The following is an 18,106-nucleotide window of genomic DNA, read 5'->3' as shown; positions in this document are numbered from 1 at the left end:
CCAAACCAGCCCGGAGAACAATAATGAACAAACCTGCGCTGCAACAGACACCCGATGGTTTCTACCTGAACCGCACGCCCTGGTTCGCCTTTATCCTGCTGTGCAGCATCTTTGCGCTGTGGGCGGCGGCGGCAAGCATGAATGACGTGCTGATCGCACACTTCAAGAAAGCGTTTTTGCTCAGTGATTTCCAGACCGCCTTTGTGCAGTCGGCGTTTTACCTGGGCTACTTTTTCGTGGCGATTCCGGCGGCAATGGTGGTGCGCCGCTTCAGCTACAAGAGCACGATCCTGATCGGGTTGCTGCTGTACATGTTCGGCTGCCTGCTGTTTTTCCCGGCGGCGTCGACGGCCAAGTACGGCATGTTCCTGCTGGCGCTGTTTGTGATTGCGGCCGGCCTGTCGTTCCTGGAAACCGCCTGCAACACCTACTCGACCCTGATGGGGCCCAGGGAAACCGGGACGCGGCGCTTGAACATCTCGCAGACGTTCCACCCCTTCGGTGCGATGGCAGGGGTGTACGTCGGCAGTTTCGTGATGTTCAAGGACACCGACGCGACCACGGAACAACTGACCCGGATGAGCGCCTCCGAGGCCGCCGTGCAGCAGTTGCAGATGATCCAGTCCACGCTGTTGCCCTACAAGTGGATGATCGCCGTGCTGGTGCTGATGTTTATCCTGGTTGCGATCACTCGGTTCCCGGCCTGCAAGGGCAATAAGCCGGCTGACAGCAAGCCTGGCAGCCTGCGCCACAGCCTGGGCCGACTGTGGCGTAACCCGCGCTTTACCTTTGGCGTATTGGCGCAGTTTCTCTACGTGGGCGCCCAGGTCGGCGTGTGGAGTTTCACCATTCGCCTGGCGATGCAAATGGGCGGAATGAATGAGCGCAGCGCCTCATGGTTTTTGCTGACCACCTTTGCCGCCTACTTTGTCGGCAAGATGATCGCCAACCTGTTGATGCGCCGCCTGCATCCGGCCAAGGTCCTGGCGATCTACGGTGTGCTGTGCATTGTGCTGCTGGCCTACACCATTCTGGTGCCGAATATTTCGGCGGTGTACGCAGCGGTCGGCGTGAGTATTTTCCTCGGCCCGTGCTGGCCGACCATTTACGGCCTGACCATCGATGGGCTGGGTGAAGACACCGGCGTCGGCGGTTCATTGCTGGTGATGAGCATCGTCGGCGGCGGGGTGATTCCGATCTTCCAGGGCCTGTTGTCCGATGCCAGCGGCGGCAATATGCAACTGGCCTACAGCGTACCGTTGCTGTGCTTTATCGTGATCGTGATGTACGCGGTCAAGTGCATGCGCCAACCCGGCACGTTGCCGTCGAGCGCCGCCGCGGCGGTGGCCTCATGAATACGCAGATCCCGCTGTATCCAGCGGTGTTTGCCGAGCAGGAGAGAATCCTGTTGCAGTCCGAGGATTTCAAGGTCAGTGCCTGGATCTATCCATCCGGGGTGCTGGCCGTGAGCCTGGAGAACAGCCGTGGACGCCTGGTGCTGCTGCCTTATCAAGGGCAGATGATCTGGTCGGCGATGTTCGATGGCTGTGACCTGACCATGAGCAACCTGTTCGAGCAACCCCGGCCCAGCCCGACGGTCGTCGATACCTACGGCTGCTTCATGTTTCACAGTGGCCTGCTGCGCAACGGTTGCCCGTCGCCGGATGACACCCACGCCTTGCACGGCGAAATGCCTTGCGCCCCGATGGACTCGGCCTGGCTGGACATCGGCGAGGGCTTTGTGCGCCTGGGCGGTTGTTATCAATATGCCAAGGGCTTCGGCGATCGCTACCGGGCGTGCCCCAGCGTGACCCTGCGCGCCGATTCGGCGGTGTTCGATATCGACATGGACGTGACCAACCTGGCCGGCAAGCCTATGGAACTGATGTACATGGCCCACATGAACTACGCCTTTGTGGCCGGCGCGCGGTTTGTCGAGCCTTGGGGCATGCAGCGCCTGCGCCTGCGCACCAGCATTCCGGGCCACGTCAAGCCGACGCCGGACTGGAGTGCCTACATGGCGCAACTGGCCGAACAACCCGGGCAATTGGCCTGTCTCGATCAGCCGGGGTTGTACGACCCTGAAATCGTGTTTTTCTTCGACGGCGTCGGCACGGACGCCACCGGCCAGGCGCACTTCCTGCTGGATCATCCCGATGGCGCGGCGTTCTACACCCGCTATCGCCCCGAACAATTCGAGCACGCCGCACGCTGGATCCTGCACACGCCGGATCAGCAAGTGGCGGCGTTCGTGCTGCCATCGACGTGCGAACCCGAGGGCTATAACGCCGAGAAAGCCAAAGGCCACGTGCGTCTGCTGGCGGCGGGCGCCAGCGCTTCGTTCAGGGTCACCACCGGCTACCTGAGCGCGCAGGAACGCCAGCGGTTGCTGGGTTAAACCAGCAATTGCGCGCCGTGGGCCTGGATGGCGTCCTTGTAGCTGCGGGGGATTTTCTTGTCGCTGACCACGTACTGAAAGTCCTCCAGGGTGGCGAAGTGAGCGGTGCGCACCGTGTCGAACTTGCTGAAATCGGCGAGCAACACACGTTGCTGGGCCTGGCGCATGACCTTTCGCTTGACCTCGACTTCGTTGAAGTTGAAGCACGTCACGCCGAATGCCTGGCTGACGCCGGCGGCCGTCACGAAGGCCCAGGTCAGGCGCACGCTGTCGAGGATGCTGCTTTCGGCACTGTTTTCAAACACCTGGTTCTTGCGGTGGAAGGTGCCGCCGCACAACACGATGTGGCAGTTAGGCTTGTTATGCAGCTTGAGCAGCACGTTCAACGAGCTGCACACCGCCGTGAACTCCAGGTCGTCGGGGATGAAGTCGATCACGAACGGCGAGGTGGTACCGCAGTCGAAAAACACCGTGTCACCGGGCTGGATCAGGCGCGCGGCGAGTTTGCCGATGCGGCGCTTTTCCTCGACGTGGCGGGTGTCCTGCTCGGCAACCCGGTAATCGCTGACCTCGCTGCCGACCCGGGTGATGTAGCCACCCAGCAGGCGCAGGTGATCACTGAAGTGGTTGAGATCGCGGCGCAGGGTCATCTCCGAAACCTCCAGCAGCGCCGCCATTTCCCTCAGGTGAATGGCGTTCTGGTCCTGCAAGGCTTGTTGGATAAGCTTGAGTCGCTCGGCTTTTCTACTGTCCACGAGTATTCCAGGGCTTGATTGTTTGTGTTAGATAAGTAACATTTAATGTTATTATTGTAACGTATTAGTGTGAGTGCTGTGACAAGCGGCACACGACCATTCGCAACATACAGGCAAGGGCACGTTAAATGAACACTCTTCAACCCGCAGCATTGGCCAAGTACATCGATCACACCTTGCTGGCGCCCGACGCCTCCCGCGAGCAGATTCGCACCTTGTGCGAGGAAGCCCGGGAGCACGGTTTTTATTCGGTGTGCCTGAACTCGGGGCAGGTGCCTTACGCCGCTTCCTGCCTGACCGACGACAGCGTGGTGATTTGTGCCGTGGTGGGCTTTCCCCTGGGCGCCGGCCTGAGTGACACCAAGGCCTTCGAAGCCGAACGGGCGATTGCCGCCGGGGCAGGGGAGATCGACATGGTGCTCAATATCGGCTGGTTGAAGGACGGTTTGCTGGAGGCAGTGCGCGAAGACATTGCCTTGGTCCACAAGGCCTGCGGCGCCGTGCCGTTGAAGGTCATCCTGGAAACCTGCCTGCTGGACGACGAAGAGAAAGTCCAGGCCTGCGAAATCTGCCGGGACCTGGGTGTGGCGTTCGTCAAGACCTCCACGGGGTTCAGCCGAAGCGGTGCCACCGCCGAAGACGTGGCCCTGATGCGTAAAACCGTGGGCGCCGCGGTTGGGGTCAAGGCGTCCGGGGGCGTGCGCGATTATCCGACGGCACTGAAAATGATTGAAGCTGGCGCGACACGTTTGGGCAGCAGTTCGGGGATTGCGATTGTCGGCGGGGCGATGACGGCGGCCAGTGGTTACTGAGTTTCGGGCCGGCGCTTGGCAGCCTGTAGGGAAATCCCTACAGGCCGCGCAAATCATTAGAGCACTATCCGGATTTCTTCATGGCTCTTTGCTATATGTCACGCTAGAGTGATTGGAAGATTCAATGAAGTCTTGATTTCTCCGGCCTCGGCCGAGGCCGCAGGACACTTCATACCTGTGGAGTGCACCATGAAAGTTCTAATCGCCGATGATTCATCCATGTCCCGCAAGATGGTCTTGCGTTCCCTGCCGGAATCACTGACCGAAGATGTTCGCCAGGCCTGTAACGGTGCCGAGGTGATGGAGGCTTACCACGCCGGTTTGGTCGACCTGCTTTTTCTCGACCTCACCATGCCCGTCATGGACGGCTTCCAGACCCTGGAAGCACTCAAGCGCGAAGACGCCAATGTGGTCGTCGTGGTGATCAGTGCAGACATCCAACCCCTGGCCAGGCAACGGGTATTCGACCTGGGCGCTGCTGCATTCGTAGCCAAGCCGGTTACGGCTGAAGCTGTAGTCAGTGCCTTGCACGTCATAGGAGTGCTTTGATGGAAACCTTGGCCGCACTCACCGAAGACCAACGTGATGCCCTGCAGGAACTGATGAACATCGCCATGGGACAGGCGGCCGAGCGACTGGCGCTGCTGACCGATACCATGGTGACGCTTTCGGTTCCCTTTATTCACCCGCTGATCCGGGAACAGAATCACCTGTTGATTCCGGAGCATCTGCGCCGGAGCTTCATGATCGTCACCCGCCAGTCTTTTCTGGGTGAGTTACGTGGCGAAGTGTTCGTGTGCTTTGGCTCCAAGGGGGCCGATGAACTGGCCGAACTGCTGGGCTACAAGGGCAGCGGCCTGGAGCAGCAGCACGAATTGATGCTTGATGTCACCAACATCCTGACCGGCGCCTGCATCAGTGGCCTGGCACGGCAGGTGGCGACTCAGGTGAGCTATGACGCACCGTCCATTCTCGTCCACACCGAACATGCGGCGAATGCACTGGATGAATTGAACCTGAATGAACACCTGGCGATGGTGCTGGAAATCCGTTTCGAGGTTCAGGCTCATCAGTTCTCCTGCGACTTGTTGATCTGCATCACTGAACGTACGGCAGGCGTTGTCGTTCGGGCCATCGATCGTTTGCTGGACGAGCTTTGAAGGGGCCTCTTCATGACAGACAGCAAGGTAATTTCCCGGGAAACCCTTGAGTCGATGCTCAAGGCCATCAATATGGGCGTGCTGCTGGTCGACCAGGACTGCAAGGTGCTGTTCTCTAACCATTTCATGTCCATCAACAGTGGCCGCAGCGCGGAAGAACTGGTCGGCCGTACGTTGTTCGAAGCCTTTCCGGAGCTGCCGGAGGCCTGGACCCGGCAGAAGATCAACAGCGTCATCACCCTGCAAAACTTTGCGTTCACGTCATGGCAGCAGCGGCCGCACCTGTTCAATTTCGAGAGTACCCGGCCCATCAGCGGCATGGTCCGGCTCATGTATCAGAACTGCACCTTCTTCCCCGTGCAAGACGCCGATGGCAGCAATCTTGGCGTGGGCCTGGCCATCAGTGATACGACTGATACGGCTGCCCGCCAACTCGAGTTGACGCAACTTAACAAGTTGCTGGAAGAAGAAAAGGGTGCCCAGGCGCTGCTGATCGCGCGGCTCGAAGACGCACAGGCGCAGTTGCTGCAGTCCGAGAAAATGGCGGCGATAGGGCAACTTGCTGCAGGCGTGGCCCACGAGATCAATAACCCGATCGGGTTTGTCGGCTCCAACGTCAACAGCCTGCGTCGTTACCTGGTGGACATCTTCGCGCTGCTCGAAGCCCATGAACAGGCGACCGACGAGAGGCATGCCAGCGCTCATCCCGAGCTTGCGGTGATGCGGGACAAGATGGATTACACCTTCATGCGCCAGGACATCGACGACCTGCTGGCCGAGTCGGTCGACGGCCTTGACCGGGTCACTCGCATCGTCAAGGACCTGCGCGAGTTCTCCCACGTCGACAGTTACGAATGGCAGTTGGCCGATCTGCACAAGGGGCTCGACAGCACCCTCAACGTTATCTGGAACGAGATCAAGTTCAAGGCTCAGGTGATCAAGCGCTACGGCGATGTCGAGCCCATCGAATGCATGGGCTCACAGATCAACCAGGTCTTCCTGAACCTGCTCATCAATGCCAGCCATGCCGTGGGGGCCGACGGCGAAATCACCCTCAGCAGCGGCAGGGAGGACGGGGGCGTCTTCGTCGAAATTGCCGACAACGGCCACGGCATTCCCCTTGAAATCCAGAACCGGATATTCGAACCGTTCTTCACAACCAAGCCGGTGGGCATGGGGTCGGGCCTTGGCCTGTCGTTGTCGTACAGCATCATGGTCAAGCACCATGGACGGCTCACCGTCGACAGTGAGCCGGGCAGGGGAAGTCGCTTCCGCGTCTGGTTACCCTTACGCCAGCCGGTAATCGAGGCTGTCTCTACCTGCGCCGTTGAAGGACGCTGATCATGGATACGCTGTCTTCCTGCGAAAAACGACACACCGTCATGCTGGTGGATGATGAGGAAAGTATCCTCAACAGCCTTCGGCGCCTGCTGCGCGCAAAGCCTTACGACTTGCTGCTGGCCACGAGCGGGGCCCAGGCGCTGAGCCTTTTCGAACAACACGCTGTCGACCTGATCGTCTGCGACGCGCGCATGCCGTTCATGGACGGGCCGACCTTGCTGCGCGAGGTGCATAGGCGCGATCCGCACTGCGTGAATATCCTGCTGACCGGCTACGCCGATATGAGCATGATCACCCAGGCGATCAACGATGGGTATGTGTTCCGTTACATCAGCAAGCCCTGGAATGATGAAGAGCTCAAGCTCACTCTCGATCAGGCTCTGGAAATGAAGAGTGCTCGCTGAGCGTAACCCTGCGAATTCGTCGCCAAGCCTATAACTCAACTAAATAGTCATTTAGTTGAGTTGGCTATCGGGGCAGGGCTCAGGCCTGGGCGAGGGCGCTGATACGCCGTTCGCTGATGCGCTCGACCGTGTCCATATGTTCGGTGCCCCACACGCACAACGCGCCCAGCGCAGTGGCCAGGGACTGCCCGAAGGGTGTCAGGGAATACTCGACCTTGGGCGGGATCTCCTGGAAGTCGATCCGCGCGATGATTTCGTCGCGCTCCAATTCCTTGAGTTGCTGGATCAGTACCTTGTCGGTCACGCCGCCAATCGCACGCCTTAACTCGCCATACCGATGAACATGTCGCGCCAGGTTATACAGGACCAGCGGTTTCCATTTGCCGCCAATCACCGCCAGGGCAGCCTCGAGCCCGCAATTGAAGGTGTTGTTCGCCATGTGATGGTGCTCCAAAGGGGTACTTACTAAAAGGTGCATACTATTCAAAAGAATAGTCTGGATCTAGAGTTGGGCCTCAACATTCTTCGGAGTTAACCATGAGCAGGCTCGACGGAAAAATTGCAGTGATCACCGGTGGCAACAGTGGTATTGGCCTGGCAACCGCCATGCGCTTTGCAGCGGAAGGTGCACAGGTTGTGATTGTGGGACGCAGGCAGGAAGAACTGGACAAGGCGCTCGGGCTGATCGGGCCTGGAGCGCTCGCCATTCAAGGGGATATCTCGAGGCTGGACGACCTGGAGCGCATTTTCACCCACATCAAAAGCGTCAAAGGTCGCGTAGACGTGCTGTTCGCCAATGCGGGCCTGGGGGATTTCCAGCCGCTCGGGTCGATCACCGAAGAGTCGTTCGATCGCACGTTCGGCATCAACGTCAAAGGCACACTGTTCACCGTGCAAACAGCGCTGCCACTGATGCACGCCGGCGGTTCGGTCATCCTCACCGGTTCGACTACCGGCACCATGGGCACACCGGCGTTCAGCGTGTACAGCGCCACGAAAGCCGCATTGCGTAATTTCGCCAGGAGCTGGGCGCTGGATTTGAAAGGCAGCGGTATTCGCGTCAACGTACTTTCACCGGGACCGATCTCGACACCGGGCCTGGACCTGGCGCTTTCAAGTACCGGCCAGAAGGATGCAATCATTGACGATATGACGGCGCAGTTGCCACTGGGCCGTATCGGCCAACCGGAAGAAGTTGCGGCGGCGGCATTGTTCCTGGCGTCGGACGACAGCAGCTTCATGACCGGCAGCGAAATGTTCGTGGATGGAGGGTTCGCTCAGGTTTGAGCCAGAGAGGGGTTTTGCCTGTTGGAATCTGACGGGCACTGCCCCTCATTACGCAACATCATATTACGCATAATGTATATTATGTTAAATCGCGTGTCAGGCTCAGCCACTTCCCGCTCTCGTCGCCTACTGCGGTGCACCATCGCTATCATAGGTGCTGGATTCGTACCTGACGGCATTACTCATCGCCGGAGGGAACGCTGATGCTTGACTTACTTCTCAGCGAATCAAGATTCATGAGTGTGTTCCCGGAACGCTTACGTACTCGGCACCGTGAATCCGGCTTCACGTCCATGATAGCGCTCGAGGCGTTTAAGGGAGAAAGACGAGAGATCCAAGTCGGTCGAACCGCGTATGCACCACTGTGCAAACGCCTCGCCCAACGCGGCGGAATGTTTGAAGCCGTGACCGGAACAGGCGGACACCACCAAGGTGTGCTGCCACGACGGATGCTCATCGATAATGAAATGGCGATCCGGCGTCACGGTGTAGGCGCAGACAGCAGACTTGACCACGCTCGAGGTCACACCGACGATGCGGCCGCGCACCTGGTGCTCATACATGTCCCGCTCTTCCGCCGGCGAGACCGTACGATCCATTGTTTGCGGCAACGAAGTAGTGTGGTATTGCGCGGTGGCGATTTTCAGGCTGCCCTCGCCGTGTAATGCGGGAAAGCCGTAGTTGATTTTGTCGTCGCCACGGCCGTGAGTGAGGATAAACGTCGGTGAGTGATCCACCCACTCGGCGCCCTCCTCCAGCCCGAACCAGAACAGCTTCTGCCGGTAGACGCTGAGCAGGCTGTCAAACGGCTCGCCCAGCAAACCGCCGCTCCAGTTGCCGGCGCTAATCACAAGCTTGTTTGCAAAGAGCGTGCGCAGATTCGTAGTGACATGGACTCCCTGCTCATTCGAGCTAATCCCAGTGACGGTTTCGCCTTTGTAGAGGATTGCTCCGTGTTGCTCGGCCAATTTGAGCTGCAAATCAATGCAACGTTCAGGACGTACAAAACCTCCACCTGGCTCGAAATAGCCGATGGCAGTGTCGTGTACGTTGGCAAATTGTGGAAAGCGCTGGCGAATCCGGTCGGCGGATAAAACGTCGTGCTCGATGCCATAGGCCTGTGCTAGGCCGATGGTGCGCAATGTGAAGTCGGTTTTATCGTTGGGGTCAAACTCGGGACTCGAAGTCAGAACCAATAGACCCGACTGTTCGAACAGCGACTCCCCGGACAATTGCTCAAGCTCGCGCCAGATGCGTTGGGAATTGCGCACAATGGGAACGTACTGCGCGCCCTCACCCACCGAAAGCCGGGTAATACGCGTATCGCCATGGCTGGAGCCCAGGTTGTGAGGTGGGTGCGCTGAGGCCAAACACGCGCCTCTCCCGGCAACACAGGAGAGGTCGTCTGCCTGCATACCGTTGAGCTATCAGAGGAATAGAAAAAACAACATCATAATGATGGCACTGTCTGATACCGTGCACATAAACACAGCCACTCCGAGGATTGTCATGGGCGCAGGCGCTCCTATTCCGCCGAATGAAATTGAACGGCTTAAAGAGGTCGCGAAATTTTGTCCAGCTGACAGCGAGTACGATACTGTCTTCGATAAAATCGTCGAGATGGTTTCTGCTTACTTCAACGCACCCATAGCGCTGATTTCGATCGTCGATGAGCATCAGCAATGGTTCAAGGCGCGCGTAGGGCTTGAAGAGACGCAGACACCACGAGAAGTGTCCTTCTGCGCTTACTCGACGCTCGATAACGCCCCGCTGGAGGTATTGGACGCGACGCTTGATCCCCGTTTTAAAGACAATTCCCTGGTAACGGGGCCTCCGTATATTCGTTATTACACAGGCACCCCACTGATTACCGAAGAGGGTTTTACGCTGGGAAGCCTGTGCATCATTGATACAGTCTCACGTGCCGCTATGAGTGAGCGTGATAGCGCGATGCTCAGCGGTTTTGCTGAACTGGTGATGATGCACATCCACAGCATGCGCTCTCGAAACTTCGTCGACCAACCCACAGGGTTATTTAATCGACTCCGGTTTGAGGAGGATATACGCCAAGCGCTAAAGACCCACAGCGCGTGCCAAGCGTATGCGGTTGACATCATCTCGCCAAAGTTCCTCAACGATATCGTGAAGGCGCTGGGTTACAGTTTTGCCACAGACTTGGTCCTGGCAATCAAAGCGCGCCTACAAAAACTATTACCGCCACAGTGTCTACTTTATAAAATTAGCCCGACGCGGTTTGGTTTCCTCCTTGAGGAGGATCAAACGGCCGAGCACATTTGTGAAAACATCCTCAAGGACTTCAAAAAGCCTGTCGAATGCCACGCCATCCCCATACTCATGCAAGTCGGGATTGGCGTCCTGCCTATTCATAGCTCAGGGCTCCAGCAAGACTGGCTTCGCCTGGTGGTCAGCGCTGCGGATGAGGCGCGTGACCGCAGGCTGGGATGGTCGCGCTATGAGCCCCATTTTGATGCGGCTCAACAACGCGCGTTCATGTTGTTGAGTTCGTTGCCGGAGGCGGTCAGCGCCGACAAACAGTTCAGCCTGGTGTACCAGCCAAAAATCAAACTGCCCTCAGGACGGTGTCATTCAGTAGAAGCACTATTACGTTGGACACATCCTTTACTGGGGCCCATCAGCCCTGCTGAATTCATACCCTTGGCTGAAAAAACCGCACTCATACCTTCTGTTGGATTGTGGGTGCTCAACGCAATCATCCAGCAAGCGGTTATTTGGAAAGCGCAAGGTGTGCGCCTGCGGATAGCGATGAACATTACCGTCAGCGATCTTGAAAGCGCCGAATTCGTCGACGCGATGATCCATGAGATTCAACAGCACGGCCTGGACCCAGCTGGCTTTGAACTTGAGTTTACCGAAAGCATGCTCATGACCAACCCTGAAGAAGTCATCCGGCAACTGGAGCGTGTCCGTAAGTTTGGCGTAGAGGTTGCTGTTGATGACTTTGGCACCGGCTACAGCAACTGGGCTTATTTGAAGGAGCTCCCGGCCAATACTGTCAAGCTTGACCAATCTCTGATCAGCGGGCTGGGCAGCAATCAAAATGACAAGCAACTGGTTAAAACCCTGATCGGACTGGCTAAGGGGCTCGGCTACCGGGTGGTTGCAGAAGGCGTAGAAAATCAGGAAATCCTGGACCTGTTAATTCAGTGGGGATGTTCCGAGGCACAGGGTTATTTGATAGCCAAGCCTATGAGCGCCGAGGCATTAGAAGCCTGGATAGCACAAGGAGTCGATGGAGGTCGGGGCCGGTAGAATGACTGCCGGGGACGCGCAAGCAAGGACTCTATAGATCGCGGACACCACCTGCATCGTTGCGTCTTCGATCGTGCCTTCATTACGGCACAAAACCCAACCGTGATCTGCCATCGCTCGCTCGAATGCCTGGGTACACGCGCTATGTTCTTCCAGCTTATGGATCACCGTGCTGCTCAGCCCACGCCGTCGTGCCGCTGCCCTCGCCCATGAAATCTCAGGGGCGGTGACAATCCCGACATGCAGGTCTGGCACTCGCACGTTTCGATCAATGTTCAACTGCAGGATCTCTGCAAACGGAATTATCCGGCGAAACGCGGCATCCGACGGGTACCAGCGATCGATCAGGATGATGCTGCCTGGTGGCTGTTTAGCCAGCACCTGCCGGGAAATCCAGGCACGGCTGTCAGCAAAGCGTTCACACACCCGCAGCTCCAGCTCCCGGGAGGGATTTCTGACGAGCTGGTTAACAAGCGCCATTGTTCCCTCCCGGTACGGATCGCTTTTTCTCTCGCAAAGCCGGATCACCTTTTTGTTGCCTGCCCTCAGTGCTTTCGTAACGGCCTCCAACAGCGTGGTTTTGCCGGTGCCCTTGGGCCCATCCAGAGAAACAAACAGCGGACGATTCATTCTTCACTTAACAATTGAGATACCGTTTTTTTGCCCTGTCCGGACGCTGGAACCGCTCGGTGCGACTGCGCGAAGGCCCTATGAACAGAAAGTGATGAACACTCTACCCTTGTTTTGGCTCACGGGTCCCAAATCCACGCTGACAACCGCTGGTGAGCATCAGTTATCGCCCATCAGTCATGCGTGAGTGAGGTACCAGCGCCAGTCCTGCTCCCCGACTTCAGCGTTGAATTGACGGAACTCGCGCCATTTGATCGCCAGATACACCTTCAGGAATTCGGCGCCCAGCGCCTCGCGTGCCCACGTTGAATCCTGCAAGGCCTGCAACGCGGTCAGCCAGTCGGTGGGTAGAAAATCGGTAGCCTGCTCATAGCCATTTCCCACGATCGCCGGGCCGGGATCGCTTTGATGGGTGATGCCGTAGTGAATCCCCGCGAGTAATGCGGCAGCGGCAAGGTACGGGTTGGCGTCCGCCCCGCAAATGCGGTGTTCGATGTGCCGACTGATTGCTGACCCGCCGGGCACGCGGAACGACACCGTACGATTGTTGACGCCCCAACTTTTGGCCAGTGGCGCGTAACTGCCGGCCTGGAACCGGCGATATGAATTGGCATGGGGGCAAAATATCGCCAGTGAGTCAAACAAGGTCGCCATCATCCCGCCAATCGAGTGACGCAACAGGAGCGTACCCTGTGGGTCTTCGCTCGCATACAGGTTGTTACCCTCCTCGTCGGCCAGGCTGACGTGCAAATGCATGCCACTCCCGGCCTGGTCGCTGAACGGCTTGGCCATGAAGCACGCTTGTAGCCCATGTTTGTTGGCGACACCTTTGACCAGGCGTTTGTAGCGTACGCCTTCATCAATAGCCTGGAGTGCGTCGAAACGATGTTCCAGGGTCAACTCGACTTGGCCTGGAGCGTACTCGGAGATGGCCGTCCTTACCGGCAGGCCCTGTAGCGCACACGCAGCGTAGAGGTCATCAAGAAAGGGTTGCAGCTGCTCCAATTCGTAGAGGCCATAAACCTGCGGTGCCTGGGGACGGACGCCGTTGGCCTGCAATGCCGGCTGCGGCCGACCGCTGGCATCGCGTTGCTGGTCCAGCAAGTAAAACTCCAGCTCAACGGCCATTACCGGATGGAAACCATCGGCTTTGAGTCGGTCAATGGCATGCACCAGTACGTGTCGCGGGTCTGCCGGTGCGGCAGGAATACCTTGGGTCGGGTGCATGCTCACCTGCACCTGGCCGGTGGGGTTGGTGCGCCAGGGTTGCAGAGTCAGGCTTCCTGCCAAGGGGTATGTCCAACAATCGGCATCGGCGACATCCCAGACCAGGCCTGTGTCTTCGACGTCTTCACCCTGCACGGTCAAGGCGAGAATGGAGCTTGGCAGCGGCCGACCGTTTGCGTAGATCGCCAACAGTTCGTCGCGATGCAGCAGCTTTCCTCGCGGAACACCATTCGCGTCAATAAGGAACAACTCGATGCTCAGCACTTCAGGGTGGGCGGCCAGATAGTCTTCGGCCTCTTTTTTATCAGCAAATTGCATATCGAACCTCTCGGCGCTTATTCAAGCGACTGGACAGTATTCAAGAACAATGGAACTTATGAACAGATAACCCGCGCTCCAGGTAGGGCAAGCAGCGTGGTCAGCGCGTTATCCAGTTCACCGATCAGCCTGTCGACATCCCCTTCGCTTGTTTGCGGACAGCACAGGGTCATGTTGTGAAAAGGCGTGATCAGGATCCCGCGATTGATCAGATAGAGGTGCAGCGCCATTTGAAGGCTGTCATGAAAAGCCGCCTCCGCTTGCGCGCCGGTTCTTGGGGGTGTGGCACAGAATTGAAATTCACAACGAGCCCCCAACTCGGTTACCGACCAGTTCAGTTGGTGCCGCTTGAACAGCGCTCGAAAACCCTGGGCCAGTCTTGAGGCCAGGGGCAGCATGCGCTGGTACGCAGACTCGGTCATGACCTCTTCGAGGCTGACGCGCATGCAGCGCATCGCCAGTGCGTTGGCGGACAAGGTGGTGCCCATGCCACTGTGGCCATGCCCGCCGCTCGCTTCGCTGATGCTCTTCTGCGCATCGTGCATGGCCAACGCAACGTGCTCGGTCATGCCAAAGACTGCGCAAGGCACGCCACCGGCGATGGGTTTCCCCACTACGAAAAAGTCGGGCTTCAAACCCCATTGGCGCGTGCATCCACCGATGCCGGTAGAAATAGTGTGGGTCTCATCAATGACCAACAGGCTGCCGTATTTTCGCGTCAGCTCGCGGCACTGTTGCATGAACCCCGGATCGGGCAGGACCATGCCTATATTGGTCATCGCCGGCTCGCACATCAGCGCGCACACGTCGCCCTGAGCTAAAGCAGCCTCCAGTGCAGCGACATCGTTGAAGGGAATGGATCGACTGTATTGGGTCAAGTCGTAGGCTTGTCCCACCAGGCCCGAACGGTGCACGGTCTTGCCCTCTCGGTACCGGACCATCACGTCATCCACGGTGCCGTGATAACAGCCGTCGAACACCAGTAGAACATTGCGCTGGGTGATAGCGCGCGCCCAGCGCAGCACATAACGATTGGCGTCGGTAGCGTTGGCGGTAACTTGCCAATAAGGCAGCTCAAACCGCTGGGCCAGCAACTCAGCGCAGACCACCGCGTCTTCGCCGGGCAGCATCGTGGTCAAGCCATTGTTCGCCTGCTCGGCTATGGCGCGGGCGATAGGATCAGGTGAGTGGCCAAACATCGTGCCGGTGTCGCCGAGGCAAAAGTCTATGCAGTCATGACCGTCGACATCGGTGAAGCGGGCACCTTTGGCACGCTGGACAAAAAGCGGCGAAGGCATCGACCAATCGCTCATCCAGTGCATGGGCACACCGTTGAACAGCGCCGCCTTGGCACGCTTGGCCAGCGCCATTGACGTTGGGTTGTTTTCTATAAAACGGGCACGCTCGGCTGCGGCAAAGGCAGCAATCGCTGATTCACCAACTCCACTGTTCGACATGATTAGAACCCTTTGTTAAGTATCACATTAGTTAAACTTCGTTGCCGTATAGATAAGCCACACGCCCTCATTCTCCAGGTGCAGCAACAGCTCCCGAATATTGGGTGAATATCGCTCCGCAAACTATAACGTGGGTGTTGGCTTTAACTATTTACATTGCCAGCTGATATACAGCCTTGATATATCGCGCAGATGTTCATTGAAACGTCATTAACCGGATTGAGGGGCTTTATTCTCGACCAGGCAATTACCGCCATCGACCACGATAACTTCACCGGTGATGTAACTGGATTCTGGAGACGCCAGAAATGCAACCGCCGCCGCCACTTCGTGGGGACTGCCTGCCCGCCCGATCGGGGTAAAGCGCCCCGCCTCTGCTTCAACCGGCGTGGTTGAGCCCGTGGTGATCCATCCGGGCGCCACGCTGTTGACGGTAATCCCGTGCTTGGCGACTTCAAGTGCCAGTCCCATGTTCATGCCCACCATCGCGGCTTTGGCAGCGCTATAAGCGGCTTCGCCCGGGTTGCTCCCGCGGGTGCCCGTGGTGGAACTGATATTGACAATGCGCCCGTAACTTCGCGCCCTCATACCGGGTAAGACGGCCCGCGTCAGAAGAAAAGCGGTGGTTAGGTTTCTGGCCAGTGAAAGGTTCCACTCATGCAGTTCCATACTCGCCAACTCCGAGAAAACCTCAGGGCTGCCTTGCATGGCCATACCGGCATTATTCACCAGAATATCGACCCGCCCCCAGACCGACACCGTCCAGAGGCCGAATTCCCGCACCTGACGTTCATCGGTGAGGTCAACTGCCCTGCCCTCAACTTCAAACCCTTCTGCGAGCAGCTCTTTAACGCGTTCCTCGACGCGGCGGCTGCTGGCGGTGATGATCAATCTCGCACCCGCCGCACCTAGCCTGCGAGCGATCGCCATGCCAATACCCGCTTCACTGCCGGCACCACTGACAAGTGCCACGTGCCCCCTCAAATCAGTGTTTAACATGGTGTGCCCCACGGACTTCATTTGGAATAGAAGTGGAAATTAGGCTAATAAACCTGATAAACAAAGACGATCATCATCAGAAAATCTGACAACCACCATGGCGTTTACCAGTGAGTCACTGAAAGTTTTCCTTGCGGTTGTCGACAGCGGCTCCTTTTCTGCCGCCGCACGCAAATTGGGGCGGGTCCCCTCGGCCATCAACATGGCGGTGTCGCAGCTTGAAGCCGAACTGGATTTATTGCTTTTTGACCGATCAACCCGCAAAGCCATTCCTACGGCCGCCGCCAAAGCCCTTGAGCCCCAGGCTCGACAGGTCGCCAGCCAGTTAAACCTGCTGGACGCCCATGCGCTCCAGCTTCACCAGGGGTTGGAGGAGCGCTTGGTCCTTGCGATGGCGCCGGAGTTGCAAACAGGCGTGTGGAATCGTCCGCTGTCCATTATCGCCAGGGAGTTTCCCACGCTTGAAATCGAGATTCGCTCCGCGTCCCATCCGGAGGCGATGCGCATGCTCCATGAAGGGCGTGTGCAGTTGGCCCTTGGATTTGAACGACCAGGGCTTGACGAGCGGGAGACGTTTCTTGAAGCGGGGAGCCAATTGCTGGTAGCCGTTGCCTCTCCGGATCATCCTGCGGCCGCCGGCAAGAAAAGCCCCTTGAGTGAAGAGCAACTGGTCAACGTTCGGCAGATCATCGTGGCTACTGGAGGGCCTACAGACTCTGATCCACGTGTTGTGCTGTCACGGCGGATTTGGCACAGCGACAATTACCTGGCAACGCTGGATCTGGTCCAGCAAGGATTGGGCTGGGCTTATCTTCCACAGCCGTTGGTACAACCTCTGATCAGTTCGGGCGCATTGACGGAGGTGGTGTTTGACAACATGCCGAGTCAGATGCGGCTATGGGTCGATATCATCTGGGTAAAGAACCGTCCCCTGGGGCTCGCAGCGAGTCGCTACCTGAGCCTGATGCGCAAGATTGTCGAGGACGAGCCGCGGCGTGTTTGAGAAAAAAACCAGCCGTATGGCTCATTGAGGCCACTGCTCAAGCAGTATCGAGACGAATTTTTCCGCCGCCGGCGAAAGCGATGCTCCCCGGCGGTAAACCAGGCCCAAGGAGCGGTTCACAACCGGCTCGATCAACGGGACGCTGACCAAGGTTGGATGATCTTCAGCCGGCATGGCCAGGCTCGGCATCGCCGAAACCCCCAGGCCGGCCTCCACCAGGCCCAGCGAAGTCGAGAGGTGCTGTACCTCGTAGAACCATTGCGGCCGCCAACTCAAGCCTGACAACGCGTGATCGAGCAGCATGCGGTTGCCGCTCAGGCGCCCTACCCCGATCAGGCGGTAATCGCTCAATTCGGACCAGGTGACCGAACTGCGTCCAGCCAACTCGTGATCACGCCGGCACGCCAATACAAAGGGCTCGCTGACCAGGGGCACGAACTCAATGTCCGGATGCTGCCCACTCATCATGTTGATCCCGAAGTCGGCCTCTCCCCGCAGCACCGCTTCAAGCCCCTCATTGGCACTCAAGTCCAGCAGGCGGATGCGGATTTTTGGGTAGCGCTCGTTATACAGGCGAATGACTGACGGCAGGAAATAGAAAGCCGCAGTCGGGATACACGCCAGGGTTACCCGGCCAATCTGGCGTTCGGCCAGTTCACGGATATTGAGAATCGACTCATCGAAGTCATCCAGCAACCGACGTGCCTTGGGAAGAAAGTCACGACCGACACTCGTGAGGCTGACCTTGCGCGTGGTGCGATCCAGCAACGAGGTGCCCAACCCCTCTTCCAGTTTTTTAATTCGGCGACTGAGTGCCGGTTGAGACAGGTGCAAGGCATCGGCTGCTTCGTGAAAACTGCCAAGTTCAGCGATTTTCACGAAGGATCGAATGTCATTCAGCTCATATTCCATGTCTTATCTCACCCGCACAAGGCGTCAAAAGGAAACTCAGCGTAAATTTATCATTCGCAAAACGCAATAATCTCTTCAATCTTTGCATTTGAAACATTTTTTAAAGCTTGAG

The 18,106-nt window shown here is 57.8% G+C and carries 17 protein-coding genes and 1 pseudogene; 10 read left to right on the top strand and 8 right to left on the bottom strand.

What is annotated here, in order from left to right:
- Positions 1 to 23: 23 nt before the first annotated feature.
- On the top strand, positions 24 to 1,355 hold the full coding sequence (gene fucP, locus B9N88_RS20530; protein WP_027605850.1) for an L-fucose:H+ symporter permease: 1,332 nt from the start codon (positions 24 to 26) through the stop codon (positions 1,353 to 1,355).
- Positions 1,352 to 2,398, top strand: a complete 1,047-nt coding sequence (locus B9N88_RS20525) for an aldose 1-epimerase family protein (RefSeq protein ID WP_027605849.1) — start codon at positions 1,352 to 1,354, stop codon at positions 2,396 to 2,398. The genes fucP and B9N88_RS20525 overlap by 4 nt, the downstream gene beginning before the upstream one ends.
- On the opposite strand, the gene deoR is transcribed toward B9N88_RS20525, so the two are convergent.
- On the bottom strand, positions 2,395 to 3,153 hold the full coding sequence (gene deoR, locus B9N88_RS20520) for a DNA-binding transcriptional repressor DeoR (protein ID WP_043293538.1): 759 nt from the start codon (positions 3,151 to 3,153) through the stop codon (positions 2,395 to 2,397). The genes B9N88_RS20525 and deoR overlap by 4 nt on opposite strands.
- Before the next feature lie 128 nt (positions 3,154 to 3,281).
- On the opposite strand from deoR, the gene deoC reads away from it, so the two are divergent.
- The 5 genes and pseudogenes from deoC to B9N88_RS20495 all read left to right on the top strand — a co-directional run.
- Entirely contained in the window at positions 3,282 to 3,965 is a 684-nt protein-coding gene (gene deoC / locus B9N88_RS20515; protein ID WP_027605847.1) for a deoxyribose-phosphate aldolase, read from the top strand.
- 189 nt (positions 3,966 to 4,154) lie between these two features.
- A complete protein-coding gene (locus tag B9N88_RS20510; protein WP_027605846.1) occupies positions 4,155 to 4,514 on the top strand; it encodes a response regulator in 360 nt (119 codons plus the stop codon).
- Positions 4,514 to 5,125 carry a chemotaxis protein CheC gene (locus B9N88_RS20505; protein ID WP_027605845.1) on the top strand — a complete coding sequence of 204 codons (612 nt, stop codon included), beginning with the start codon at positions 4,514 to 4,516 and terminating at the stop codon, positions 5,123 to 5,125. Before B9N88_RS20510 ends, B9N88_RS20505 begins: the two co-directional genes overlap by 1 nt.
- 12 nt (positions 5,126 to 5,137) lie before the next feature.
- Positions 5,138 to 6,466 (top strand): ATP-binding protein, encoded by a 1,329-nt coding sequence (locus B9N88_RS20500; protein ID WP_027605844.1) that lies wholly within the window; start codon positions 5,138 to 5,140, stop codon positions 6,464 to 6,466.
- 2 nt (positions 6,467 to 6,468) lie between these two features.
- Positions 6,469 to 6,852 (top strand): annotated as a pseudogene (locus B9N88_RS20495) (response regulator); the annotation flags it as partial.
- Between the two features lie 97 nt (positions 6,853 to 6,949).
- Here the strand turns inward: B9N88_RS20495 and B9N88_RS20490 are convergent.
- A complete protein-coding gene (locus tag B9N88_RS20490; protein WP_027605843.1) occupies positions 6,950 to 7,309 on the bottom strand; it encodes a winged helix-turn-helix transcriptional regulator in 360 nt (119 codons plus the stop codon).
- A gap of 98 nt (positions 7,310 to 7,407) precedes the next feature.
- Between B9N88_RS20490 and B9N88_RS20485 the strand changes: the two genes are divergently transcribed.
- On the top strand, positions 7,408 to 8,157 hold the full coding sequence (locus B9N88_RS20485; RefSeq protein ID WP_027605842.1) for an SDR family NAD(P)-dependent oxidoreductase: 750 nt from the start codon (positions 7,408 to 7,410) through the stop codon (positions 8,155 to 8,157).
- Positions 8,158 to 8,414: 257 nt separating this feature from the next.
- Here the strand turns inward: B9N88_RS20485 and solA are convergent, their stop codons facing one another.
- Positions 8,415 to 9,572: an N-methyl-L-tryptophan oxidase gene (gene solA, locus B9N88_RS20480; RefSeq protein WP_051429354.1), complete on the bottom strand. Its 1,158-nt coding sequence runs from the start codon at positions 9,570 to 9,572 to the stop codon at positions 8,415 to 8,417.
- A 94-nt stretch (positions 9,573 to 9,666) separates the two neighbouring features.
- Here solA and B9N88_RS20475 point away from each other — a divergent pair, with 94 nt between their 5' ends.
- Positions 9,667 to 11,448 (top strand): sensor domain-containing phosphodiesterase, encoded by a 1,782-nt coding sequence (locus tag B9N88_RS20475; RefSeq protein WP_027605841.1) that lies wholly within the window; start codon positions 9,667 to 9,669, stop codon positions 11,446 to 11,448.
- Here the strand turns inward: B9N88_RS20475 and B9N88_RS20470 are convergent.
- From B9N88_RS20470 to B9N88_RS20455, 4 genes are all read right to left on the bottom strand, one after another.
- Entirely contained in the window at positions 11,401 to 12,078 is a 678-nt protein-coding gene (locus B9N88_RS20470; protein WP_027605840.1) for a dTMP kinase, read from the bottom strand. The genes B9N88_RS20475 and B9N88_RS20470 overlap by 48 nt on opposite strands.
- A gap of 177 nt (positions 12,079 to 12,255) precedes the next feature.
- Positions 12,256 to 13,623, bottom strand: a complete 1,368-nt coding sequence (locus tag B9N88_RS20465; RefSeq protein ID WP_027605839.1) for a glutamine synthetase family protein — start codon at positions 13,621 to 13,623, stop codon at positions 12,256 to 12,258.
- Positions 13,624 to 13,679: 56 nt separating this feature from the next.
- A complete protein-coding gene (locus B9N88_RS20460; protein ID WP_027605838.1) occupies positions 13,680 to 15,080 on the bottom strand; it encodes an aspartate aminotransferase family protein in 1,401 nt (466 codons plus the stop codon).
- 210 nt (positions 15,081 to 15,290) lie between these two features.
- Positions 15,291 to 16,079: an SDR family NAD(P)-dependent oxidoreductase gene (locus B9N88_RS20455; RefSeq protein WP_027605837.1), complete on the bottom strand. Its 789-nt coding sequence runs from the start codon at positions 16,077 to 16,079 to the stop codon at positions 15,291 to 15,293.
- A gap of 97 nt (positions 16,080 to 16,176) precedes the next feature.
- Between B9N88_RS20455 and B9N88_RS20450 the strand changes: the two genes are divergently transcribed.
- The gene (locus tag B9N88_RS20450; RefSeq protein WP_027605836.1) at positions 16,177 to 17,082 is read left to right on the top strand and encodes a LysR family transcriptional regulator; all 906 of its coding nucleotides are present in this window, start codon (positions 16,177 to 16,179) and stop codon (positions 17,080 to 17,082) included.
- A 21-nt stretch (positions 17,083 to 17,103) separates the two neighbouring features.
- On the opposite strand, the gene B9N88_RS20445 is transcribed toward B9N88_RS20450, so the two are convergent.
- Positions 17,104 to 17,994 carry a LysR family transcriptional regulator gene (locus tag B9N88_RS20445; RefSeq protein ID WP_027605835.1) on the bottom strand — a complete coding sequence of 297 codons (891 nt, stop codon included), beginning with the start codon at positions 17,992 to 17,994 and terminating at the stop codon, positions 17,104 to 17,106.
- Between the last annotated feature and the right edge of the window lie 112 nt (positions 17,995 to 18,106).

It is taken from the genome of Pseudomonas sp. LAMO17WK12:I1 (genome assembly GCF_900177315.1).
Lineage (GTDB): Bacteria > Pseudomonadota > Gammaproteobacteria > Pseudomonadales > Pseudomonadaceae > Aquipseudomonas > Aquipseudomonas marginalis.
This window is presented reverse-complemented; position numbering and strand designations above follow the sequence as displayed.